The 23,581-nt window shown below is 67.1% G+C and carries 20 protein-coding genes; 3 read left to right on the top strand and 17 right to left on the bottom strand.

Annotated features, from left to right (window positions below; all coding sequences use genetic code 11):
- Positions 1-37: 37 nt before the first annotated feature.
- The 17 genes from Bsp3421_RS29770 to dnaA all read right to left on the bottom strand — a co-directional run bounded on the left by Bsp3421_RS29770 (position 38) and on the right by dnaA (position 22,185).
- On the bottom strand, positions 38-481 hold the full coding sequence (locus Bsp3421_RS29770; RefSeq protein ID WP_273999735.1) for an acyl-CoA thioesterase: 444 nt from the start codon (positions 479-481) through the stop codon (positions 38-40).
- 76 nt (positions 482-557) lie between these two features.
- Positions 558-1,841, bottom strand: a complete 1,284-nt coding sequence (locus Bsp3421_RS29765) for a cytochrome P450 (protein ID WP_273999733.1) — start codon at positions 1,839-1,841, stop codon at positions 558-560.
- A gap of 25 nt (positions 1,842-1,866) precedes the next feature.
- Positions 1,867-2,136, bottom strand: coding sequence for an acyl carrier protein (locus Bsp3421_RS29760; RefSeq protein WP_273999732.1), 270 nt, complete (start codon positions 2,134-2,136; stop codon positions 1,867-1,869).
- Positions 2,133-4,223 carry a beta-ketoacyl [acyl carrier protein] synthase domain-containing protein gene (locus Bsp3421_RS29755; RefSeq protein WP_273999730.1) on the bottom strand — a complete coding sequence of 697 codons (2,091 nt, stop codon included), beginning with the start codon at positions 4,221-4,223 and terminating at the stop codon, positions 2,133-2,135. Before Bsp3421_RS29755 ends, Bsp3421_RS29760 begins: the two co-directional genes overlap by 4 nt.
- Before the next feature lies 1 nt (position 4,224).
- The gene (locus Bsp3421_RS29750; RefSeq protein WP_273999721.1) at positions 4,225-5,124 is read right to left on the bottom strand and encodes an SAM-dependent methyltransferase; all 900 of its coding nucleotides are present in this window, start codon (positions 5,122-5,124) and stop codon (positions 4,225-4,227) included.
- 1 nt (position 5,125) lies between these two features.
- A complete protein-coding gene (locus Bsp3421_RS29745) occupies positions 5,126-5,416 on the bottom strand; it encodes an acyl carrier protein (RefSeq protein ID WP_273999720.1) in 291 nt (96 codons plus the stop codon).
- An 88-nt stretch (positions 5,417-5,504) separates the two neighbouring features.
- A complete protein-coding gene (locus Bsp3421_RS29740) occupies positions 5,505-6,500 on the bottom strand; it encodes an acyl-CoA desaturase (protein ID WP_273999719.1) in 996 nt (331 codons plus the stop codon).
- The gene (locus tag Bsp3421_RS29735; protein WP_273999717.1) at positions 6,497-7,480 is read right to left on the bottom strand and encodes an acyl-CoA desaturase; all 984 of its coding nucleotides are present in this window, start codon (positions 7,478-7,480) and stop codon (positions 6,497-6,499) included. The genes Bsp3421_RS29740 and Bsp3421_RS29735 overlap by 4 nt, the downstream gene beginning before the upstream one ends.
- The gene (locus Bsp3421_RS29730) at positions 7,481-9,226 is read right to left on the bottom strand and encodes a fatty acyl-AMP ligase (protein WP_273999716.1); all 1,746 of its coding nucleotides are present in this window, start codon (positions 9,224-9,226) and stop codon (positions 7,481-7,483) included. It lies immediately after the preceding gene.
- A gap of 746 nt (positions 9,227-9,972) precedes the next feature.
- Positions 9,973-11,352: an MFS transporter gene (locus Bsp3421_RS29725; RefSeq protein ID WP_273999715.1), complete on the bottom strand. Its 1,380-nt coding sequence runs from the start codon at positions 11,350-11,352 to the stop codon at positions 9,973-9,975.
- Positions 11,349-12,083: a bifunctional nicotinamidase/pyrazinamidase gene (gene pncA / locus Bsp3421_RS29720; protein ID WP_443111547.1), complete on the bottom strand. Its 735-nt coding sequence runs from the start codon at positions 12,081-12,083 to the stop codon at positions 11,349-11,351. Before pncA ends, Bsp3421_RS29725 begins: the two co-directional genes overlap by 4 nt.
- Before the next feature lie 62 nt (positions 12,084-12,145).
- Positions 12,146-12,859 carry an ABC transporter ATP-binding protein gene (locus Bsp3421_RS29715; protein WP_273999714.1) on the bottom strand — a complete coding sequence of 238 codons (714 nt, stop codon included), beginning with the start codon at positions 12,857-12,859 and terminating at the stop codon, positions 12,146-12,148.
- Positions 12,856-13,611, bottom strand: coding sequence for an ABC transporter ATP-binding protein (locus Bsp3421_RS29710; protein ID WP_273999713.1), 756 nt, complete (start codon positions 13,609-13,611; stop codon positions 12,856-12,858). Before Bsp3421_RS29710 ends, Bsp3421_RS29715 begins: the two co-directional genes overlap by 4 nt.
- Complete coding sequence (locus Bsp3421_RS29705) at positions 13,608-15,557, bottom strand: ABC transporter permease (protein ID WP_273999712.1); 1,950 nt, start codon at positions 15,555-15,557, stop codon at positions 13,608-13,610. Before Bsp3421_RS29705 ends, Bsp3421_RS29710 begins: the two co-directional genes overlap by 4 nt.
- A 1,186-nt stretch (positions 15,558-16,743) precedes the next feature.
- Complete coding sequence (gene gyrB, locus Bsp3421_RS29700) at positions 16,744-19,218, bottom strand: DNA topoisomerase (ATP-hydrolyzing) subunit B (protein ID WP_274004401.1); 2,475 nt, start codon at positions 19,216-19,218, stop codon at positions 16,744-16,746.
- 193 nt (positions 19,219-19,411) lie between these two features.
- Positions 19,412-20,515 carry a DNA polymerase III subunit beta gene (gene dnaN, locus Bsp3421_RS29695; protein ID WP_273999711.1) on the bottom strand — a complete coding sequence of 368 codons (1,104 nt, stop codon included), beginning with the start codon at positions 20,513-20,515 and terminating at the stop codon, positions 19,412-19,414.
- A 164-nt stretch (positions 20,516-20,679) separates the two neighbouring features.
- Positions 20,680-22,185: a chromosomal replication initiator protein DnaA gene (gene dnaA / locus Bsp3421_RS29690; RefSeq protein ID WP_273999709.1), complete on the bottom strand. Its 1,506-nt coding sequence runs from the start codon at positions 22,183-22,185 to the stop codon at positions 20,680-20,682.
- A 432-nt stretch (positions 22,186-22,617) separates the two neighbouring features.
- On the opposite strand from dnaA, the gene rpmH reads away from it, so the two are divergent.
- From rpmH to yidD, 3 genes are read left to right on the top strand one after another with little or no spacing between them, the layout of a single operon-like run.
- A complete protein-coding gene (rpmH, locus tag Bsp3421_RS29685) occupies positions 22,618-22,752 on the top strand; it encodes a 50S ribosomal protein L34 (RefSeq protein WP_004198824.1) in 135 nt (44 codons plus the stop codon).
- A 16-nt stretch (positions 22,753-22,768) separates the two neighbouring features.
- Entirely contained in the window at positions 22,769-23,254 is a 486-nt protein-coding gene (gene rnpA, locus Bsp3421_RS29680; RefSeq protein ID WP_273999708.1) for a ribonuclease P protein component, read from the top strand.
- A 60-nt stretch (positions 23,255-23,314) separates the two neighbouring features.
- Positions 23,315-23,581: a membrane protein insertion efficiency factor YidD gene (gene yidD / locus Bsp3421_RS29675; protein ID WP_273999707.1), complete on the top strand. Its 267-nt coding sequence runs from the start codon at positions 23,315-23,317 to the stop codon at positions 23,579-23,581.

The following is a 23,581-nucleotide window of genomic DNA, read 5'->3' as shown; positions in this document are numbered from 1 at the left end:
TGCGCAGGCGCAACAAGCGCCTGTCCGCCGCCATCCCCTAATCCACCAGCTCCGCATAATCCTCCGCGCGCGGCAGGCTCTGCATCAGTTCGAGCAGGCCCGGCGGCGGCGGCGAGAGCCGCCGCTCCGTGATGTTCATCCACGCGCCCTTGACCTCGTGGCGCGCGCACACCAGATTGCGCCGCGTGAAATGCTGGCGCAGAAAGAAGCGCGATGCATTGTGGTTGATCCCGACGAGCGTGAGATCGACCGTGATCGATTCGCCGAGATAGATCTCCCAGATGTATTGCGTGCGCTCCTCGGTCAGGAACGGCACGATCTTGAACTCCATGAGCCGCTTCAGCGTGAAGCCGTTGCCGTTCATCCATTCGGTTCGCATGTGCGTCGCCCAGTCCGAATAGGCGCTGTGGCGCAGATGATGGGTGGCGTCGATGTCGGCCCAGCGAGGGACGATGGTGTGCGTGATCGGCGTGTTGCTCATGTCGGTGGCCCTGATTGCGGGAATGAAGAAAACGTCGCGCGCCGGCCCCGTGACGGCGGCCGGCGCGCGCGGCGCGTCAGATCGTGCGCGCGTACAGGTGCGTGAGGCTGCGCAGCACCGTATGGCTGCGATAGCTGAGCGACTGCTCGGACAGCGACAGGCTCGGATAGCGCTCGAGCAAGGCCGCGAAACCCTCCTGCGCCTCGATGCGCGCGAGCTGCGCGCCCACGCAGTAGTGATGGCCGTCCGCGAATGCCATGTGATGCGAACGCTCGCGCCCGACGTCGAACGCGTCGGGGTCCGGGAACTGCTCGGGATCGCGATTCGCGGAGCCGAGGATCACGTAGACCTGGTCGCCCTTGGCGATCTGGCGGCCCTCGATTTCGAGGTCCTCGTTCGCGTAGCGCGAGGTCATCTGCAGCGGCGGGTCGTAGCGCAGCATTTCCTCGACCGCGCTCGGCATCAACGCCGGATCGTCGCGCAGCCGGCGCATCTGCTCCGGATGCTGGAGCAGCGCGAGGCAGCCGTTGCCGATCAGGCTCGCGACCGTCTCCTCGCCGGCGCCGAAGTTGAAGATGATGATCGACAGCAGCTCCGATTCACTGAGCCGGTCGCCTTCGTCGCGCGCCTCGATCAGCGCGCTGATCAGGTCGTCGCGCGGTTCCGCGCGACGCTGCGCGACGAGCTCGCGCAGATAGTCGAGGAACGCGATCGAACTCTCGTTGAGCACGGCGTACTCGTCGAACGACACGAGCGGATCGAACAGCCGGCCCATCGCGGTCGCCCACGATGCGCAGCGTTCGAAGTCCTCGCGCGGCAGCCCGAGCACGTTCGCGATCACGTGCTGCGGCAGCTTGGCCGCGTAGTCGACCATCAGGTCGACGGTCGGCTGGCCGTTCAGCCGATCGAGCAGCGCGTTCGCCTCCGCGCGGATCTGCGCGCGCATGGTCTCGGCCTGGCGGCGCTGGAACGCGGCCGACACGAGGTTGCGCAGGCGCATGTGCTCGGCGCCGTCGAGGAATACGAACCACTTCTCCGCGTTCGAGACCAGCGAGTCGATGTTGGCCGGCTGGGTCGGCGAGATGCGCCGCGTCTTGAGGATCTCGTTCTTCTTGCGCAGCTGGCCGGGAATGTCCGGCGTGTTGAAGCGCCGGTCCTTCAGCGTGCCGCGCACGTGCGCGTACTTGCTGAGAAACCACACGCCGATCGGGCTGCGGTGCACCGGGTCCTCGTTGCGCAGGCGCGCGTAGTGCGGGTAGGGGTTCTGGTTGAACTGCGGATCATTCGGATTGAACAGCAGCGCAGGCGGCCGGGCGGCCGGCGGCGCGACGCTGTCGAGCCCGTTGGCGACGAGGGACATGACGGGGTTCTCCTGCGGTTCGGGGTCAGTGCGTCGTGTCGCGCGTATCGAGCGCGGCCGACAGGCTGTCGATGTTCGGGTACTCCCAGAACAGCGTGATCGGCAGATCCTGGCTCAGCCACGCGCCCAGCTCGCGGGTCACGGTCACCGCGACCGCGGAGTCGAGGTGGTAGTCGACGAACGGGCGCGTCGCGTCGATCTGGTCGGCCGGTACGTCGAGGATGCCGGCGAAGCGCTGGATCAGCCAGTCCGCGATGTCGGCCTGGGTCGGTTGAGCGATGGTCGTCTGGGTCATGGCAGCACTCTCAAGGAAGGAAAGGCGACCGTCTCCGCCTGCGGACGGTCGGGATCGATGTCGTCGTGCACGACGTGATGTCGGCTGCGATCGAACGGATAGCGCGGCAGCCGCGTGCGCGCCGCGCCGGCCAGCGCGGCATAGGCGGGCCATGCGAGCGGCAGGCCCCGCTCGTACAGCAGCGCGGCGAGCCGGGCGCCTTCGGCGCGCGCCGGCGCGTCGGCCCGCCAGGCGAACTCGGCGGGCGCGCCGGGCGCGCACAGCACGAGCGCCGGGCCGCGCGCGCGGCTCGCGTCGTGGCGCGTGACGCGCAGGCCGAGCCCGCTCGCGTGAGCGGTCGCGACGGCGAGCGCCGGCGCCTCGCCGTCGATCTGCACGGCCGTCGCGCCGAGCCGCGCGAGCAGCGCGACCGGGCGCAGCAGCGCGCGCGTCGTGGCGTCGTCCAGCCCGATGTCGAGCGCGGGCCAGGATGCGTTCGCGGTCTCGTCCGCCGCGTCGTCGAGCGCGAGCCGACAGATCGCCGCGCCGGCCGCCTCGACGGGATGCGCGACGGCGAGCGCGGCGAGCGCGTCGTCCCAGTCGCGCACGACGAACGCGCGGCGGCGCGCGAGCGGCTGGCGGCTCGCCAGCGTGGCCGCGCAGAAATCGCGCAGCGAGGCCGACGACGCGCCGGCGTCGCGCAGCGCGAGGATCTGCTGCGCATAGGCGGCGGCGACCCGCGCGAACGCGACGTCGGTCGCCGCGCTGACGGCGATCACCCACGGGCCGGCGGCGTCCGTGTCCGGCGCCGCGCGCGAAAGCGGCGGTTGCTCGACGATCACGTGCGCGTTGCCGCCGCCGAAGCTGAACGCGCTGACGCCCGCGCGGCGCGGGCCGGCGGCGTCGCTCCACGGCCGCACGCGGTCGCTGAGCCGGACCGGCCCCTGTGCGAGCTTGAGCGGCGCGTTCGGCGTCTCGCAGTGGAGGCTCGGCACGAGCGTGCCGTGCTCGACCATCAACGCGGTCTTGACCAGCGCGGCGATGCCGGCGGCCGCCTCCAGGTGGCCGATGTTCGATTTCACCGAGCCGACGAAGCAGGGCTCGGCGTCGTCGCGCTGCGCGCCGTATACATCGCGGATCGCCTGGATCTCGATCAGGTCGCCGATCAGCGTGCCGGGCGAATGCGCCTCGACATAGCCGATCGAAGCGGGCGCGACGCCCGCGCGCGACAGCGCGGTGCGCATCGCCTGCTGTTGGGCCGCGCGATACGGCGCCGACAGCCCGTTGCTGCGGCCGTTGTGATTGATCGCACTGCCGACCAATACCGCGCGGATCAGGTCGCCGTCGCGCTCGGCGTGTTCAAGCGGCTTGAGCAGCAGGAAGCCGCCGCCCTCGCCGCACACGTAGCCGTCGGCCTGCGCGGAAAACGGCTTGCAGCGGCCGTCGCGCGCGAGCAGGCCGTGCTGCGAGAACGCGATGATGTTGGCGGGCGACAGGATCAGCTGGACGCCGCCCGCGAGCGCGAGCTCGCATTCGTCGTCGTCGAGCGCGCGGCAGGCCTGGTGCACCGAAGCCAGCGACGAGGCGCACGCGCCATCGATCGCGAGGCTGGGGCCGGTGAGGCCGAACACGTAGGAGATGCGGTTGGCCACGATCGCGCCGCTCGCGCCGGTGCTGGTGCGCGCGTCGATGTGCGGCCAGCGGTTCGCCATGCGCCGGTCGAAGTCGCGGGTGCTGACGCCGACATACACGCCGACGTTGCGGCCGGCGAGCGTGGCGGGCGACATCCCGGCGTCCTCGCACGCATGCCATGCAAGCTCGAGCGCGAGCCCCTGCTGCGGATCCATGCGCGCGGTCTCGCCCGGATCGAGCTGGAAGAAATCCGCGTCATAGCAGTCCGCGTCGGCGTCCATGCCCGCGCGCGGCGCATACAGGCGGCCGGGCTCGCCCGGGCCGCCGCCGACGAAGGGCCCGGCGTCCCAGCGCTCGGCCGGAATCTCGCACACGCAATCCCGCGCGCTGACGAGATTGCGCCAGAACGCGTCGAGCCCGTCCGACTGAGGAAAGCGCGCGCCGATGCCGATGACCGCGATGGGACGCTGCGCCACGTCAGGCTCCGCGCGACAGCGGCGTCGAGCCGGGCAGCCGGCGCAGCGCGAGACGCGACAGGTTCATCGTGCCGGTGTGGAACGCGACCACCATCAGCGCGAGGTACTTGTCGTAGTCGCGGTACTTCGCCTCGCCGACGAGCGCGAGCGCCTCTTCCTTGTGCTCGCGCAGGCGGCGCTGCCAGTGGCGCAGCGTGCGCGCGTAATGGTGGCGGTCGTTGCGCAGCTCGACGATCTCGAACAGGCCGCGCGCGGCCTCGCAGATCTCGGCCAGATGCGGCAGGTCGGACTCGGGGAAGATCTCCGTCGCGAAGAACGCGCTGAACTGCTCGCGGGCGGCGTTCTCGTAGGTGATCGTCTGCAGCGACACCTGGCCCTCGGGGCCGAGGCGGTCGTGGCAGAACGTGAAGAACCGGCGATAGCCGGCGATCTTCTCGTCGAGCGGCTGGTCGAGGCGCGCGAAGTGCTCGAACGCGCCGACCGACACGATCCCGTCATAGCCCTGGTCCGGCTGATGATCGGCCCAGCTTTCGAGGCGCACCTCGATGCGCGATTCGTTCAGCGCGTTGATGTAGTCGGCCTGCGCCTGGCTCAGCGTGAGCCCGACGCATTCGATCTCGGGATGGCGCGCGAGCGCGCGCCGCATCAGGCCGCCCCAGCCGCAGCCGACGTCGAGCAGGCGCTTGCCCCGCGCGATGCCCGAGCGGTCGATGTGCCAGTCCTGCTTGTTGCGCTGCGCGGTTTCGAGATCCTCGCTGCCGTCGAGCCAGAGTGCGCTCGAATAGGTCATGCCCGGGTCGAGCCACAGTGCGTAGAACGGATTGCCGACGTCGTAGTGGTGCTGGATCGCGTCGGCGGACGCGCCGGTGGCGGGCGGATCGATGAGCGTATCGACGGTCACGTCAGATCTCCTTGGCGAGCGCGTGCGCGAGCGCCTGAATCGACGGATGGTCGTAGGCGGCTGCCGCGTCGATCTCGCGGCCGAGCCACTCGCCGAGGTCGCCCGTCATGCCGACGGCGGCCGACGAATCGAGGCCGAGCTGCTGGAAGCTCGCCTCGGTGTTGATGCGCTCCGGGGGCACGCCGAGCACGTCGGCGATGTACAGCCGCAGCCATTGGACGATCTGCTCCTCCTGGTCGGGCGCGCTGGACGGCGTGGCGACGAGCGGGTCTTGGGCGGTGATGTCGTTCATTGCGTGGATCCCTCGGTTTGGTGATTGGACTGCGGGGAAGCAGCGCGCCGGCGGCGGGCCGGCGCGCGAAACGAAAGCGGCGGACGCGTCATGCCTGGCCGCGCGGCGCGAGCGTGCGGCGCGCGCGTTCGGCGGGGGTCACGCGGCACACCTCGGTCACGACGCCGAGTTTTTCCAGCACCACGAGTACGCCGCCGCTGATGTCGATCTGCCACCAGTGCAGCGATAGGATCGCGGCGCGCGGGAATGCGTGATGGTTGTTGTGCCAGGATTCGCCGAGCGTCGGGATCGCGACCCAGAAGTTGTTGGTGCTGAGATCGCGGCCGACGTAGTCGCGCTTGCCGAGCACGTGCGCGAGCGAGGTGATCCACCAGATCATGTTGTGCAGCGCGAACATGCGGATCAGCCCGCCCCACAGGAAGCCTTCCAGCGCGCCGTAGGCGGTGCCCGTGAGCAGGTAGCCGAGCGCGGCGGGCAGCGCGAGGCCGAGCAGCACCCACTGGTAGTAGCGCTTGTTGACCCACATGATCGGCTGATCGGCGAGCAGGTCGCGCGCGTAGAAGTTCGCGTTCGGCACTTCGTGCTTGACGGTCCAGCCGACGTAGGCGTGATACACGCCCTTCAACCGGTTCCAGGCGCCCGGGCCGTGCAGGTTCGGCGAGTGCGGATCGCCTTCGCGGTCGGCCAGCTCGTGATGCATGCGGTGCAGCGCGGTCCAGAACACGATCGGCCCCTGGCCCGCCATCGAGCCGAGAATGCCGAGGCCCATCCGGAACGCGGTCGGCGCCTTGTAGCTGCGGTGCGTGAAGTGGCGGTGGTAGCCGATCGTGAGCCCCATGCCGACGAAGAAGAAGAACAGCAGGAAGATGCCGAGCGCCGCGCCCGACACCGGGTGCACGAAACGGTCGAGCAGGATCGCGGCGATCAGGCCGCCGAGGCCCGAGCCGGTCATGATGGCCGTGTGGATGTGCTGGATCCGCTTGAAACGCGGGCTGTCGACGGTGCGCTTGTATTTCGACGACGGCGCGCCGGTTGCGAGCGCGGGCAGGACCGGCGCGGGTGAGATCGATTCGACCGCTTTCATCTGGACTGCTCCTCTCTGGAATGGGGCGTGGAAGACGACGCGGCCGTCGTGCCGCGCCTGGCTGCGACGTAATCGGGGCGGCGCACGTCGTGGACGAGGCCGAGCCGTTCGAGCAGCAGGACGAAGGCCCCGCCGATGTCGATCTCGTACCAGGCGCGCGAGAACACCGCGGCGGTGCCGCTCGCGTGATGGTTGTTGTGCCAACCCTCGCCGAGCGTGAAGATGCCGAGAAACCAGTTGTTGCGGCTGCTGTCGCCGAGCGCGTAGCGCTGGTAGCCCCACAGATGCGCGGCGGAATTGATGCCGTTGGTGAGCTGGTTCGTGACGAACATGCGCACGAACCCGCCCCACACCACGCCGAGCGCGAAGCCCCGCCAGCTGCCCTCGATCGCGTAGCCGACGACGCCGGGCAGCACGAGCCCGAGCAGCAGCCACTTGAAGTAGTGGCGGCCGACCCAGCGCACGACCGGATCGCGCAGCAGGTCCGGGCAGTACTCGAGCGAATTCGACAGGCCGTGGCCGAAGGTCCAGCCGACGTGCGCGTGCCAGAAGCCGCGCCACTTGCCGAGCGCGCGGCCTTCGCTGATCAGCGGCGAATGCGGATCGCCGTCGCGGTCGACGAAGCGGTGGTGGCGCCGGTGGTTGCTGACCCAGTAGAGCGGCGGGCCTTGCGCGGCCATGCACGCGACGATCGTGAGCACCGCCTTGACGCCGCGCCGCGCCTGGAACGCGTAGTGCGTGAGCATGCGGTGATAGCCGACCGTGATCGCGAGCGTGGTCAGGAAGTACGAGGCCAGCATCAGCACCACCTGCCAGGTGCGCACCTGGCCGGCGGCGGCGGCCCAGCACGCATACAGCAGCGCGAGGGTGGGCAGCGCCACGATCAGGAGCGCGTGCAGCCAGTGCGCGAGACCGCCGTTGGTCGCGAGCGCGGCGCGCGCCGGGCGCGCGGGCGCGTTGAGGGGATCGGACCGTTCCATCTAGCTGGCCTCCGTCAGTTCGAGGGCGTCGAGGGCTTCGAATTCGCCGCGTTCGTACAGCTCGCGGCAGCGGCTGCGGCGTACCTTGCCGCTCGTGGTGCGCGGCAGGTGGCCGGGCTTGAGCAGCACGACGTCGTGCACGCGCACGCCCTGCCGATCGATGATCGCCGCGCGGATCGCTTCCACGATCCGCTCGCGGTCCGGCTCGCGCGTGCCCTGGCGCGTCAGCTCGTGGACGATCACGATGCGGTCGTCGTCCGCGCCGAGCGGCTGGAACACCCCGCCGCCCGCCGCCGCGAGCGCGGGATGCGCGGCTTGCGCCGTGTGTTCGAGATCCTGCGGATACAGGTTCTTGCCGCGCACGATCAGCACGTCCTTGAGGCGGCCGACGATCAGCAGGTGGCCGTTGCGCAGCACGCCGAGATCGCCCGTGCGCAGATAGCGCGGCGCGCGCGGATGGGTGTCGGTGGCGAGCGTCGCGCCGAAGGTGTCGGCGCTTGCGCCGGGGTTGCCGTAATAGCCGTCCGCAAGGCTCGCGCCGCGCGCCCAGATCTCGCCGACGCTGCCCTCGGGCAGCGGCAGGCGCGTCTCGGGATGCACGATCAGCACGCGGCTGTCGCCGCGTACGTGGCCGCAGCCGACGAAGCGCGCGGCGTCGGGCGCGTCCGCTGCGACAAGGCGGGTCGCCTCGCCGATCGACAGCGCGCGCCGGTCCAGGTCGACCGTCTCGACGCCCGTGCCGGGCGTGACGCCCGTGATGAACAGCGTGCCCTCGGCCATCCCGTAGCACGGGAACATCGAGGCGGCGCGCAGGCCATGCGGCGCGTAGGCGTCGAGGAAGCGCTGCACGGTCGCGTGGCGGACCGGCTCGGCGCCCGAATACGCGACGTCCCAGCTGTCGAGATCGAGCCCCGCGCGCTGCTCGGCGGGGATGCGCGCCACGCACAGATCGTAGGCGAAGTTCGGGCCGCCGCTCACGGTGCCGCGATAGGTCGAGATCGCGCGCAGCCAGCGCACCGGCTTCTGCACGAAGTCGGTCGGCTGCATCAGCACGCATTGCGCGCCCTGGTAGAGCGTCTGCAACAGATTTCCGATCAGGCCCATGTCGTGGTAATGCGGGAGCCAGCCGATCACCACCGAATCGCGGTGCATGCGCATCGCCTCGCCGATCACCGCCTCGTTGGCCATCAGGCTGCGATGGCTGACCATCACGCCCTTCGGCCGGCCGGTCGACCCGGAGGTGTACTGGAGGAACGCGAGCCGCTCGGCGTCGCCGTAGGCGATCGCGTCGAGCGCCGGGCCGGGCAGCACGCCGGGCGTGGTCGGGAAGGTATCGACATCGTGCCAGGCGATCGGATCGAGCTGCGCGGCCATCGCGTCCTGCAGCTGCAGCTGCTCGCGCGGGCCGGACAGGATGCAGCGCACGCGTGCGCTGCGCGCGATGCCTGCCGCGAGCGCCGCATGCTTCGCGGTCGGCACCGCGACCGGCACCGCGACCACGCCTGCCGCGAGACAGCCGAGGAAGGTCTGCACGAAGTCGAGCGGACGGGTTTCGAGGATCAGCGCGCGCTCGCCGCGGTAACCGAGTTCGGTCAGCGCATTGGCGATCGAGATGACGCGTTCACGCAATTGCGCGAACGAACAGGTTTGCCGCAGCGTTTCGCCTTTCTCCAGGTCGGCATAAACCACTTTGTCCGGCGAGAGATCGGCGTGCCCGTACAGACGAGCAATAATCGTGTTTTCCAAAGTGCACCTCTGGAATCGAATAGCGGGGCTCGAAAAAGCGGGGCGCTGATAAATATGGGCGAAAACAGGCCCGCGAGACGGCAAATGCCGCTCGCGCGATATCAGAACCCCGATACTCGCCACGCGGCCGGGCTGAACCGGGTCGCGGAGCGTATGACATCGTCTGCTGGACTGCGAAACGTGCTGCGGAAAGCGTGCTGCGAAGGGTGAAACCTTATGCGTGACGCAAGTGCCCGACCAGGGGCGAGGGCCTCTGGGCAAGGGATGCAGCGGGGGCGGCGAAGCGCGCGACGAAAGACGGCGCAAAGCTGTTGCGCGCCGTCATGCGCGGGGAACCGTCGGGTTGGCTTGACGCATGCAACCTCGCGACAAAGCCGGTACTCATCAATACGTGACGAATTCTATAGCGCGCCGCGTGGCCTAGCAATACTAATTACATTCGAATGCTTATTCAAACGGTAATCTAAAGCCCTTGACGGGTTTCCGGTAAATCGTGACTCCTTGATGTATTCAGGAACGTAATATGTGCCATCGATTTTCCGGCGCGGGATATATCGGAAGAATTTACGTTTAAGCAAACGATGAATTGTAATTAAATATCTTCGTGGTGCACTGATTCACATGAAATGGTGCGCGGCGTTGCCTAAATTGGTGTGGAGTCCGTATCGATATGAGGCGGAGCGCGCGCGTCGCCGGAGCGGGGAAGCGACCCGGGCTCAGGCGACGCGCGTCGATCCGCGTCGGCGTCAGGGCTGCGCTTCCCCCGAACGCACGGCGACCGCGGGGGACAGTGTTGCGTCGCCCGCGAGCGACGCGCGCCACGGCAACGGGCGCTGCGGCTGCAGAAACAGCCACAGCACCGAGCCGCACGCCGCGGCGATCGCGGTCGCGACCAGCGCGGCGGACCAGTCGCCCGTCACGCGCACGATCGCCGCCACCCCGACCGGCCCGGCGACATTCGCGGCCGCGCCCCACAGATTGGTCCAGCCGGACATCACGCCCGTGAATTCGCCGCCGAGATCCTGCGTGACCGACCAGACCACCACCTGCACGAAGCCGACCGCGGCGAACGCCGCGCACAGCCACGCGATCGCGCTCGCGATCGACACCGCGTGCGCGGCCGCGAACGTGCTGCCGGCGCCGGCGAGGAAACCGACGATCGCGACCGGCACGCGCGCGAACCAGATCGAACCCGTGCGGCGCTGGATGCGGTCGCAGAGGCTTCCCGCGACATACACCGCGACGATCACGGCGATCCACGGCAGCGACGCGTAGAAGCCCATCGCCTGCAAGGACAGCCCGCGCGCCTTCATCAGGTAGGTCGGCAGCCAGGTCGAGTAGAAGCTCTGGATCAGCACCAGCAGGAAGTACTGCAGCCCGAACAGCCAGAAGCGCGGCATCCGGAACCCGGCGAGCCACAGCCCGCGTTTCGCCGGCTCCGGGTGGGGCGCCGCGCGACCGGCCGCGATGTAGGCCGCCTCGGCGGTGGTGATGCGCGGATGCGTGGCGGGATCGTCGCGAAAGCCCCACCACCACGCGAGCGCGAGCAGCACGCCGAACACGCCGTAGGCCTGGAACATCGCGTGCCAGCCGAAGCGGCCGATCACCCAGGTCGTCAGCGGCGCCGACACGATCGGCCCGAGATACAGGCCCGCGAGCAGGATGCTGTTGCCGGTCGCGCGCTCGCCGCGCGGGAACCAGCGCCGCAGCGCGACGATGCCGCTCGACCAGTCGGCCGACTGCGCGGCGCCGAGCAGCGCCCGGCAGCCGAGCAGCCAGCCCCAGGTCGCGCGCAGCGGCGTCGCGACCATCACGAGCGACCAGGCGATGCCGGTGCTGAACAGCACCCGCCGCGGCCCGAACAGCTCCGCGAGCCGCCCGGCCGGCAACTGGCCGAGCGCGTAGGTCCAGAAGTAGGCGGTGAGGATGATCGACATGTCGACGAGCGACAGGCCAAGCTCCTTCTGGACCACCGGCGCGGCGATGCTCATCGCCGCGCGATCGAGCGTCATCACGGCCGTCATCGGCGCGAGCAGCAGCGCGGCGATGCGCCAGCGCAGCAGGCCGGCGCGGCCCGGCGCGGGCGCCGCGTCGCCGGAGGCGGCCACGCCTCCGGGCGCGCTCACGCGGGCACCACGATGTCGTCGGAGCGGATCCGCTTGACGCCCGCATGCTCCATGTCCGCCCACGCCTGCGCGAGCGAGCCGTTCAGATCGACCGCGCGGGTCGCGTCCTCGATCACATAGACGTCGAAGCCGGCCGCGCGCGCGTCGATCGCCGTGCTCGCGACGCAGAAGTCGGTCGCGAGCCCGACCACGAACACCTTGCGGATGTGGTGCGCGTGCAGGTAGGGCGCGAGCCCCGTCGCCGTGCGCCGGTCGGCTTCCATGAACGCCGAATAGCTGTCGATTTCCTTGTGATAGCCCTTGCGGATGATGAGCTGCGCCTGCGGCACGTCGAGGTCCTTGCGCAGGTCTGCGTCCTCGGTGCCCTGCACGCAGTGGTCGGGCCACAGCACCTGCTCGCCGTAGGGTACGCGCACCGTGTCGTACGGCTTCTTGCCCGGGTGGGACGACGCGAACGAGATGTGGCCGCGCGGATGCCAGTCCTGCGTCATCACCACGTTCTCGAAGGCCTTGCCGAGCCGGTTGATCACCGGCACGACCTGATCGCCGTCCTTGATCGCGAGCGTGCCGCCCGCCGTGAAGCAGTTCTGGGTGTCCACCACGATCAGCACGCTGTCGCCGCCGGGACGGATCGCCGCCGCGCGGGTGCTCGCGCGGGCCGCGCCCATCGATGCGCCGAGTGCGGCCACGCCGCTGGCGCCGAGCGCCCTCAGGAAAAATCGCCGATTCACATTCGCTCCTTATGTTGATTGTTCTTGATGCGGGAAAGTGATGCGTTTTCAGCTTGATGCGCTTACATCGACAGATACGCCTGCTGGGTACGGCGGTCGGCCGCCAGCTCGGCCATCGTCGATTCGTGACGGATCCGGCCGCCGTCGAGCACGTAGGCGCGATCGGCCACGCGGCGGGCAAACGGAAGATTCTGTTCGGACAGCAGGATCGCGAGCCCCTCGCGCTTGAGTTCGACGATCGTGTTCGCGACCTGCTCGACGATCACCGGCGCGACCCCCTCGGACGGCTCGTCGAGCAGCACGAGATACGGATTGCCCATCAGCGTGCGCGCGATCGTGAGCATCTGCTGCTCGCCGCCGCTCATCTCGCCGCCGCGCCGCGTGCGCATCCGGCCGAGATTCGGGAACAACTCGAAGAGACGCTCGGGGGTCCAGGCGCGCAGGCCGTCGCGCGCAGGCCGCCGGCCCGCTTCCAGGTTTTCGAGCACGGTCAGCCCGGTGAAGATGCGCCGGTCCTCGGGCACGAAACCCATGCCGAGCCGCGCGATGCGGTACGGCTCCACGCGGCGGATGTCGCGGCCGAGAAAACGCAGCTGCGCGCTCGCGCGATCGATGAGGCCCATCAGCGCCTTCATGGTCGTCGACTTGCCGACACCGTTGCGGCCCATCAGCGCGACCACCTCGCCGCGCGCGACCGCGAGGTGCAGGTCGAACAGGATGTGGGCGCGGCCGTAGAACGCGTCGAGGCCCGCCACTTCCAGCAATACGTCGCTCATGCGTCCTCCGCTTCGAGGTTGCCGAAATAGGCTTCGCGGACCGCCGCGTCGCCGCGGATCGTCTCGCCGTCGCCCTGCGCGATCAGGCGGCCGCGCGCGAGCACGATCATCCGGTCGGCGAACTCGAACACCACGTCCATGCTGTGTTCCGTGAAGAGGACCGACAGATGGTCTTCCACGACGAGCCGCTTGGTCATCGCCATCAGCGCGTGACGCTCGGCGGGGGCCATGCCGGCCGTGGGCTCGTCCATCAGCAGCAGCTTCGGGCGATTCGCGAGCGCCATCGCGAGCTCCACGCGCTTGACGTCGCCGTACGAGAGCACGCCGCACACGCGGCTCGCGTGAGCGGCCATCCCGACCCGATCGAGCAGCGCGAGCGCCTCGGTGCGGTAGGCGTCGCCCGCCGGCGACCAGAAGCGGAACAGCCGGCGATTGAACGACAGCAGCGCGAGCTGCACGTTTTCGAGCACGGTCATCGAGCCGAAGGTGGCCGAGACCTGGAACGTGCGGCCCACGCCGAGCCGCCAGATGTCGCGCGGGCGCATGCCGACCGTCTCGCGGCCGTCGAAGCGGATCGAACCGCGATCGGGACGGAGCTGGCCGTTGATGAGATTGAAGCAGGTGGTCTTGCCCGCGCCGTTGGGGCCGAGCAGCGCGAGCAGCTGGCCGGGCGGCAGTTCGAACGACACATCGTCGACGGCCGCGACGCCGCCGAACGCGAGCGACAGATGGGTGACGGACAGCAGGCTCATTGCGGCGTCTCCTTGGCCGGCGCGGCGAGGTCGAGCGCGCCCGCGTTTGCGCCCGCGCTCGCGCGGGCCGGGGTGCGGCGGCCGACGCGCTGGGTGAGGGTGCCGACGATGCCGTCGGGGAAGGCGACCACGAGCAGCAGGATGATCGCGCCGAGCACCGCGTGCCAGTAGTCGCCTTCGCGCGCGACCGTGTCGTACAGCCAGGTGAACGAGGCTGCGCCGGCGAGCGGACCGATCAGCGTCTGCAGGCCGCCGAGCAGGACCATGGCGAGCGCATCGATCGACTTGCCGACCCCGATCGCCTCCGGCGAGATGCCGCCTTTCGAGAACACGAACAGCGTGCCGGCCGCGCCGCAGCACGCGCCGGCGATCGCGAACGCGAGCCAGCGCACGCGCAGCACGTCGATGCCGATCGCGTCGGCGCGCAGCGCGGAATCGCGGGTGGCGCGCAGGGCGAGGCCGAACGGCGAGAACAGGATGCGGCGCAGGGCGAGGATGCCGAGCGCGGCGACCGCGAGCGCGAGATAGTAGTAGGCCGTCGGCGAGGCGAGCCAGGCCGCGGGCCATACGCCGATCAGGCCGTTGCTGCCGCCGAAGGCGTCCCACTGCGAGGCGATGGCCCAGACGAGCTGCGCGAGCGCGAGCGTGAGCATCGCGAGATACGCGCCCGACAGGCGCACCACGAAGTAGCCGAGCAGCAGCGCGGCGAGGCCGGCGACGAGCGGTGCGGCGACGAACGCGGCTTCCATCGGCAGTTGCAGCCGGGTCATGAGCAGCGCGGCGGCGTAGCCGCCGATGCCGAAATAGGCGGCATGGCCGAACGACTGGATGTTGCCGGGGCCGAGGATGAAATGCAGGCTCGCGGCGAACAGCGCGGCGATGGCGATGTCGACGAGCAGGATCGACAGGTAGGGGTACGCGTGCGCGAGCAGCGGCGCGGCGGCGAGGGCCGCGAGCAGGAGCGCGGCCGCCAAGCGTGCGGGGCCGCGCCACGGGCGCAGCGGCACCGCCGAGACGGCGACGCGCTGGTCGGGCACGCGGCGCTTGCCGAGCATGCCGGTGGGGCGCGCGATCAGGATCGCCGTCATCAGTGTGAATTCGATCACGAGCGTGAGCTTCGCGAGCGGGATGTCGAAGCCGAAGACGGAGATCGTGCCGATGCCGATGCAGAGGACCTTGAGGATCGCGATCACGAGCGCGGCGAGATAGGTGCCGGCGACCGAGCCGATGCCACCCATCACGACCACCACGAAGGCGTCGCCGATGGTTTCGAGATCGAGGCCGAGCGTGGCGGGCGCGCGCGGGGCCTGCAGCGCGCCGGCGAGGCCCGCGAGGAAGCAGCCGAACGCGAAGATGCCGGTGAACAGCCAGGCCTGGTTGATGCCGAGCGCGCCGGCCATCTCGCGGTCTTCGGTGGCGGCGCGCACCAGCACGCCGGCGCGGGTGCGGTTGAGCCACCACCAGAGCGCGGCGAGCAGCACGGGGGCGATCAGGATCAGCACGACGTCGTATTGCGGGACGCGGCCGCCGAGCAGCGGGAACGAGCCGGCGAGGCCGGGCGCGCGCGGGCCGAACAGGTCTTCCGCGCCCCAGATGTAGAGCGCGGCGTCCTTGACGATCAGCACGAGCGCGAAGGTGGCGAGGAACTGGAACAGCTCGGGGGAGCGGTAGATGCGGCGCAGGATGCTGATCTCGAACAGCGCGGCGAGCAGGGCGGTGGCGAGGCCGGCGAGCAGGACGGCGGCCCAGAAGCCGAGCGGGGTCGCGCCGATGCGGCTGACGAGCGTGTACGCGACGTAGATGCCGAGCATGTAGAACGAGCCGTGCGCGAAGTTTACGATGCGGCTCACGCCGAATACGAGCGAGAGGCCGACGGCCATCAGGAAGAGCGTGGACGCGTCTGCCAGTCCGTTGATCAGTTGCAGCACCAGGCTGGTGGCGGTCATGGCGTCGCTCCGCTATCGCGATTCGTTGGCGGGTGGGGGTGGGGAGATTGTTTTGGGTTTTGGAATTGTTTTGGTGAGTGTTTTGGGTATTTTGATTGAGTGGTTTTTTCTAATAATTGGATTGGGTGTTGCGTATTTTTATCGCGTAACGAAGCAGTCCGGGCAGGCCGGATGGGTGACGCGTTATACGGCTTGGCCCGGCCGATATGGACAGCCAGGCCATTCGCAGCTTGCGAAGACATGAATCAACCTCACCACGGAAATAATGTGCGCGCGTGGCATTACCTTGGATTTTGAGAGGATTGTCAAGGGATATGAGTAAGTGGAGGGGGCAGTTTAGGGAAATAAAAATATGGAGGGGGTGGAGGTGGGGGCGGATTGGCTGAAATGAGCACGAGAGACATGCGTGGCGGGCGTTTCGGCGGCTGGCTGCGATCGCAGCGTGGAAGAGAAGTAGGTTATTGCGGGGGCGTGGATTGGGAGTTGGCGGGCTTCGTTGGTGAGGCGGTAATTGGATGGTCTTTCCATAATAATATGGTATGCACCGGAAAAGGGCGATTTTGATGTATGTAACGGTATTGAAGAAAATTCGGATGAACGAGGGAACGCGGTGTCATGCAGACTGGTAATGAATGGCCCACGGCGCGTTGCGGATCCGAGATCGTTGGATGAAATTTCTCGGATTTTTTATTTCAAACGGATGAAGCCGGGGTGCGCGCTTTTTTGACGAGAAGGGATGGCCGAGCGCGGGCAATGAAAGAGCGCGATAGGCTTTCAGACGGGCAGGTTTGGCCTGCTTGTGGCGTGATTAGTTAGAGCGCTCTGCATCGCACCACCTAACGGACGATGTTGCCGATGACAACCCCAACGAACGAACAATGATGGCTTCAACTGTAATGGCTCCCAGATACCATCAACCTCGGGTTTTACGTTTTCGCTTTCCATCTGCTCGTTCGGATTTTTGCCAATAGCTTAAATGTTACCGCACGTATTCGGCTGAAACCCCAACCAGTGATGTTGCTTAGGCTGAAAAAAACGACGGCCACCTCAATGAGGTGGCCGTCGTTATATGCAGAGTGGCGTCAGGCTAAGCGCCATAAGTCCGAGTTATCGGGACGCAGTCGGTAATACATGTATCAGTGGATGCTTCCCAAAATCCCACCTTATGGGTCCTGCTACATACCGCTCAAACATCAATATTCCCCGCCCGCAGCGCATTGCTCTCGATAAACGCTCTCCGCGGCTCGACCTCATCCCCCATCAGGGTGGTGAAGATCCCATCCGCAGCAATCGCATCTTCGATCTGCACGCGCAACAAACGCCGCACGGCCGGATCCATCGTCGTTTCCCACAGCTGGGAGGGGTTCATCTCCCCCAGCCCCTTATACCGTTGCTTCGACAGATTCCGCTCGGCATCGGCGAGCAGCCACTTCATCGCGCTCTTGAAATCGGACACCGGCGTGCTGCGCTCCCCGCGCTTGATCGTCGCGCCAACGCCAATCAGCCCCTTGAACGTATTCGCCGTATTCACGAGCTGCTGATAATCGGCGGTATGCTGGAACTCTTCATCGATGACGGAAACCCGCACATTCCCGTGATGCGCGCGCTCGACGTGCAGCGACCGCTGCTCACGCACCGTGTCATAAGCCGGCACGACCCGCACTTCATTCTTGAGCGCTTCATCATGCAGTGCGCCGAACAACGCCTTCGCCGACACCTCCGTCGAAGCCTCATCCGAAAGATCGATCGCCACGCCATCCATGATCGCTTCCAACGCTGCCGGGTCATACAAGCGGCTCAACCGGCTGACCACACCCTGCGCGAGCAGATACGACCGAGCCAGCTCCCCAAGCGCATCCCCTGAAATCGCCGTGGCGTTCTCGCTGGGCACCAGCTCCGACCCTTGCAGCGCCAACCGCAGCACGTGAGCATTCAACTCCGACTCATCCTTGAGATACCGCTCGTCCTTCCCCGCTTTAACCTTATAAAGCGGCGGCTGCGCGATATACACATACCCGCGCTCGATCATATCGGGCATCTGCCGATAGAAGAACGTGAGCAGCAGCGTCCGGATATGCGCACCGTCGACGTCCGCGTCGGTCATGATGATGATGCGGTGATACCGGAGCTTCTCGAGGTTGTAATCATCCTTCCCGATCCCGCACCCGAGCGCGGTCACGAGCGTGACGATCTGCTCGGACGACAGCAGCTTGTCATACCGCGCCTTCTCGACGTTGAGCACCTTCCCGCGCAGCGGCAGAATCGCCTGGAACTTCCGATCACGCCCTTGCTTGGCCGACCCACCTGCCGAGTCGCCCTCGACGATATAGATTTCCGACTTCGCCGGATCCTTCTCCTGGCAATCCGCCAGCTTCCCGGGCAACCCAACCCCATCGAGCACGCCCTTGCGCCGCGTCATCTCGCGCGCCTTCCGCGCGGCATCCCGCGCCCTCGCCGCTTCAACGATCTTCCCGCAAATGATCTTCGCGTCGTTCGGCGTTTCCAGCAGGAATTCCTCGAGCGCCTTCGCAACCACTTCCTCGACCGGCGCGCGCACTTCCGACGACACCAGCTTGTCCTTGGTCTGCGAGCTGAACTTCGGCTCGGGCACCTTCACCGACAGCACGCACGACAGCCCTTCGCGCATGTCGTCGCCGCTCGTCTCGACCTTCGCCTTCTTGGCGATTTCATTGTCGACGATGTACTTGTTGATCACGCGCGTCATCGCCGCGCGCAGCCCGGTCAAGTGCGTCCCGCCGTCGCGCTGCGGAATGTTGTTGGTGAAACACAGCACATTCTCGTTGTAGCTGTCGTTCCACTGCATCGCGACCTCGACGCCCACGCCTTCCTTCTCGCCGATGATGTGGAAAATGGTCGGGTGCAGCACCTGCTTGGTCTTGTTGATGTACTCGACAAAACCCTTCACGCCGCCGGCGAACGCGAAATCGTCTTCCTTGCCCGAGCGCTGGTCGGTCAACCGAATCCGCACGCCGTTATTCAAGAACGACAGCTCGCGAATCCGCTTCGCCAGAATGTCGTAGTGAAACTCGACCGTGCCGAAGATCGTCTGATCGGCCATGAAATGCACTTCAGTCCCGCGATTCTCCGTCGGCCCGACGAGCTGCATCGGCGACACCTGCTCGCCGTCCTGCATCTCGAGCACGCGGTTCTGCGCGACGCCGCGATGAAACTCCATGAAGTGTTTCTTGCCGTTGCGCCGCACGGTCAGCCGCAACCAGCTCGACAGCGCGTTCACGCACGACACGCCGACGCCATGCAGCCCGCCCGACACCTTGTAGCTGTTCTGGTCGAACTTCCCGCCCGCGTGCAGCTCGGTCATCACGATCTCGGCGGCGCTGCGCTTCGGCTCGTGCTTGTCGTTCATCTTCACGTCGGTCGGAATCCCGCGGCCGTTGTCGGTCACGGAAATCGAGTTGTCGGCGTGAATCGTCACGTGGATGTCGTTGCAATAACCGGCCAGCGCCTCGTCGATCGCGTTGTCGAGCACTTCGAACACGAGGTGGTGCAGACCGGTTCCGTCCGACGTATCGCCGATGTACATCCCGGGCCGCTTGCGCACGGCTTCCAGACCTTCGAGGATCTGGATGGAGGAGGCGCCGTAGCCGCTGTTGTCGGGCTGTTGATTGTGCTGTTCAGTCATGGGTTTCTTCCGGTTCTGCGGGGCCGCACGAGCGGCGGCGCGGGGTTCTTTACGAGTAAAACGCCGCGCCGGCCGACATGCGTCGACGCCCAGTTCGGGCGGGTGGCAAGCACCTGGTTCGGTGGCCCTGATTTGCCATAAAAACGCCAAAGGGGCGTACCGCCCCTTGGTGTGTCCTGTGTGCCGTCGCGCGTCAGATGCGCATCGGCATCACGACATACTTGAATTCTTCGTTCTCCGGCACCGTGATCAGCGCGCTCGAGCTTGCGTCGCCCAGGCTCACGTTGATGTTGTCGACCTTCAGGTTCGCGAGCACGTCGAGCAGGTACGTGACGTTGAAACCGATATCGATCGTGTCGCCCTGGTAGGCGATTTCCAGCTCTTCCTGCGCCTCTTCCTGGTCGGCGTTGGTCGACATGATCTTGAGCTGGCCCGGGGCGATGATGCAGCGCACGCCCTTGAACTTGTCGGAGGTCAGGATCGCCGCGCGCTGCAGCGAACGCTGCAGTTCTTCACGTCCGATCAGGAAGGTGTTCTTGTGTCCCTTCGGGATCACGCGCTGGAAGTCGGGGAACTTGCCCTCGACCAGCTTCGACACCAGTTCGACCTGGCCGAACGTGAACTTCGCCTGGGTCTGCGCGATGTCGATCGTCACGACGTCGTCGATATCCTCGAGCAGGCGCTGCAGTTCGAGGATCGTCTTGCGCGGCACGATCACTTCCTGGCGCGGGAACGCGCCTTCGATCTTCATCGACGAGAACGCGAGGCGGTGGCCGTCGGTCGCGACCGCCATCAGCTGGTCGCCGTCGACGACGAGCAGCATGCCGTTCAGGTAGTAGCGGATGTCCTGCTGCGCCATCGCGAAGTAGACCATCCCGAGCAGCTGGCGGAACGACTTCTGCGGCACGGACAGGCTCGCGCCGAAATCCTTGGCTTGCGCGACCGTCGGGAACTCGTCGGCGGCGAGCGTCTGCAAGGCGAAGCGGCTCTTGCCCGACTGCACGGTGAGACGCTTGTCCGCGAGCGACAGCGTGACCTGGCCGTCGGGCATCGCGCGCAGGATGTCGAGCAGCTTGCGCGCGGCGACGGTGGTCGCGACCTGATCCCCGCCGACGCCGAAGTCGGCGCGCGTCGTGATCTGCAGTTCGAGGTCGGTCGACAGGAACGACACGTCCGGGCCGTTCTTGGTGATCAACAGGTTGGCGAGGATCGGCAGCGTATGGCGGCGCTCGACGATACCGCTTACGGTTTGCAGCGGCCTGAGGAGGGTGTCTCGTTCGGTCTTGACCAGTTGCATAGAGTTCCTTCGTTGAAATAACGGCCTGCAAGCCTCGCAACGCCCCGCCAGGCGGGGCCTGTACCCACCGCCGCCGGGGCGGTCAAACCTATATTGTGCCTCAAAACCGAACCGCCCCTTTTAAATTGGGGCGGCCCGCCGATTCTCAAGGGCGGCGCGCGCGCTCAGCCCTTCAGCGTCTGCTCGAGCACGTGCAGCTCGTGATTGAGCTGCGCATCCTTGCTGCGCTCGTCGGCGATCTTGCGGACCGCGTGCAGCACGGTCGTGTGATCGCGCCCGCCGAACAGCTCGCCGATCTCGGGCAGGCTCTTCTGCGTCAGTTCCTTCGCGAGGTACATCGCGATCTGGCGCGGCCGCGCGATGTTGGCGGGCCGCTTCTTCGAATACATGTCGGCGACCTTGATGTTGTAGAAGTCGGCGACCGTCTTCTGGATGTTCTCCACCGAGATCTGCCGGTTCTGCACGGTCAGCAGATCCTTGAGCGCTTCCTTGGTCAGCTCGATCGTGATCTCGCGGCCGTGGAACTTCGAGTACGCGAGGATCTTGCGCAGCGCGCCTTCGAGTTCGCGCACGTTCGAGCGCAGGTGCTTCGCGACGAAGAACGCGACGTCCTCCGACAGGCTCACGCCTTCCGACTGCGCCTTGCGCATCAGGATCGCGACCCGCATCTCGAGTTCGGGCGGCTCGATCGCGACGGTCAGGCCGGAGTCGAAGCGCGAGATCAGCCGGTCGTCGATGCCCGAGATTTCCTTCGGGTAGGTGTCGCTGGTGATGATCACCTGCGCCTTGTTCGCGACCAGCGCCTCGAACGCGTAGAAGAACTCTTCCTGGGTGCGCGACTTGCCGGAGAAGAACTGGATATCGTCGATCAGCAGCAGGTCGAGCGAGTGATAGTAGCGTTTGAAATCGTCGAAGGCCTTGCGCTGGTACGCCTTCACGACGTCGGACACGTACTGCTCCGCGTGGATGTAGCGGATCCGCGCGCCGGCCTTGTCGAGCAGCAGCTGGTTGCCGATCGCGTGGATCAGGTGGGTTTTGCCGAGGCCGACGCCGCCGTACAGAAACAGCGGGTTGTACGAGATGCCGGGGTTGTCGGCCACCTGGATCGCGGCGGCGCGCGCGAGCTGGTTCGCCTTGCCGGTCACGAAGTTGTCGAAGGTGAGGACCGGGTTGAGCTTCGAGCGCTCGTACATCGAGTCGGTCTCGCCGTTCGACGCGGCGGGGCCCGCGCCCGGCCGCCAGGTGCGGCGTCCGGCGGCCGCCTCGTGCGCGGTCAGGCTCGGCAGGTCGAGGTCGGCCGAATCGTCGCCGCCGAGCGCGGCGGGCGCGGCCGCGCTCGGCGCCAGCGGCGCGGTGGGCATGACGGGCTGGGCCGGGGCGCGCGGCGTCAGCGCCGGCGCGGCTGCGGGGCCGCGTGCGCCGGCCTTCGGGTCGAGGACGAACTGGACGTCGATCGGCGCGTTCCAGAAATCGCGGGCCATATCGGAAATGCGGCCGGAGAACTGGCTCTTGACCCAATCGAGCTTGAAGCGGTTCGGAGCGGCGATGGACAGCGTATGTGCAGCGGCGTCGAAGGCAACCGGGGCAAGTGGTTTGATCCACGTCACGTACTGTTGGGGCGTCAATTCGCGCTCCAACAGGGCGGAACAGTGTTGCCAGAAATCGTTCATCGAAGTGCTGTCGTTGTTCGGTTGCACGGCGGCTCACCGGCCGCCCTTGTCGCGGATTGGCAACAAGGCCCGGTGTGGCCGTGCGAGTAGGCCTCGGGCGCTTGTGCAACAAGGGTTTGGGCACAGGCGCGAGCCGAAGCGGCGTGCGGGATTCTTGGAGATAAGGCGAGATTCTACCGCCAAACGGATGCCGCGCGGGAGTTATCCACAGGGGTGTGTGCAGCGGGCGGGTGGCCTGGATGGGGTCAGGCACAGTACGCGGCCTGTCTCGATGTTGGCCGTAAAGTATTGACCACCAAGAGAAAAGCGGTTTAAATAGCGGGTTCCGCGAAAACCAATCCTGTATTTTTCGGCGATTGCGTTCGCCCGGTTGCCTTGAAGAGAGGGCACGCGGTCCCTGATTCCCGATATTCTCGACCAAGTGAGAGCAACATGAAACGTACCTACCAACCTTCCGTGACGCGCCGCAAGCGCACCCATGGCTTCCGCGTTCGCATGAAGACGGCAGGTGGCCGCAAGGTCATCAACGCCCGCCGCGCGAAGGGCCGCAAGCGCCTCGCGATCTAAGGACGGGCCGCGCGTCGTGTCCGCCGTCCGCAGCGAGGCGGGCAAGGCAGCCGCTGTCCCGGGTTCGATTCCGTTGCAAGCGCCCGCCGCCTTTCCCAAAGCTGCGCGACTTCTGAAAACGGATGAATTTTCATCCGTTTTTCGTTTGCGCCCGTGGCGGCGCTCCGCGCACTTCGTGATCTACGGTCGCGAGACGGGTGAAGCGGCGCGCCTTGGCCTGGTGATCGGCAAGAAGTACGCGCCGCGCGCTGTCACGCGCAACCAGGTCAAGCGTATCGCGCGCGAGGCGTTCCGCGTCCGCCGCGCCGAGTTCGCCGGCTGGGACCTGCTGTTGCGCCTGCATACGCGTTTCGACGCGAAGGCGCTGCCGAGCGCGGCGTCCGCTCCGCTCGGGGCGCTGTGCGCGGACGAGATCCGCGCGCTGCTCGACCGGGCGGTGCGGGAGATCGGGAAGCGCAGCGGTGCGAAACCCGCGTCGGGTTCCGACGCGCGTGATGCCTGACGCGCGGGCCGGTTGCCCGCCCGCTTGACCTGACGCGGCGCACCTTACGCCGCCCTTGCTATGCAAACGGTATTGATCGCATTGCTGCGTTTCTACAAGCTTGCCGTGAGTCCGCTGCTCGGCAACCGCTGCCGTTTTTATCCTTCCTGTTCGGATTACGCGCGCGAGGCAATCCAGTATCATGGCGCCGCGCGCGGCACGTATCTCGCCGCCAGGCGTCTGTGCCGATGCCATCCGTTTTCCGCGGGCGGCATCGATCTGGTCCCGCCGCCCAACTCCGATCCACGCGCTCCAACCCAGGCTGAAGCGCGCTCCCCTCGACTCTGA

Source organism: Burkholderia sp. FERM BP-3421 (assembly GCF_028657905.1).
GTDB lineage: Bacteria > Pseudomonadota > Gammaproteobacteria > Burkholderiales > Burkholderiaceae > Burkholderia.
Note: the sequence above shows the minus strand (reverse complement) of the source record. Positions and strands in the feature narration are given on the sequence as shown.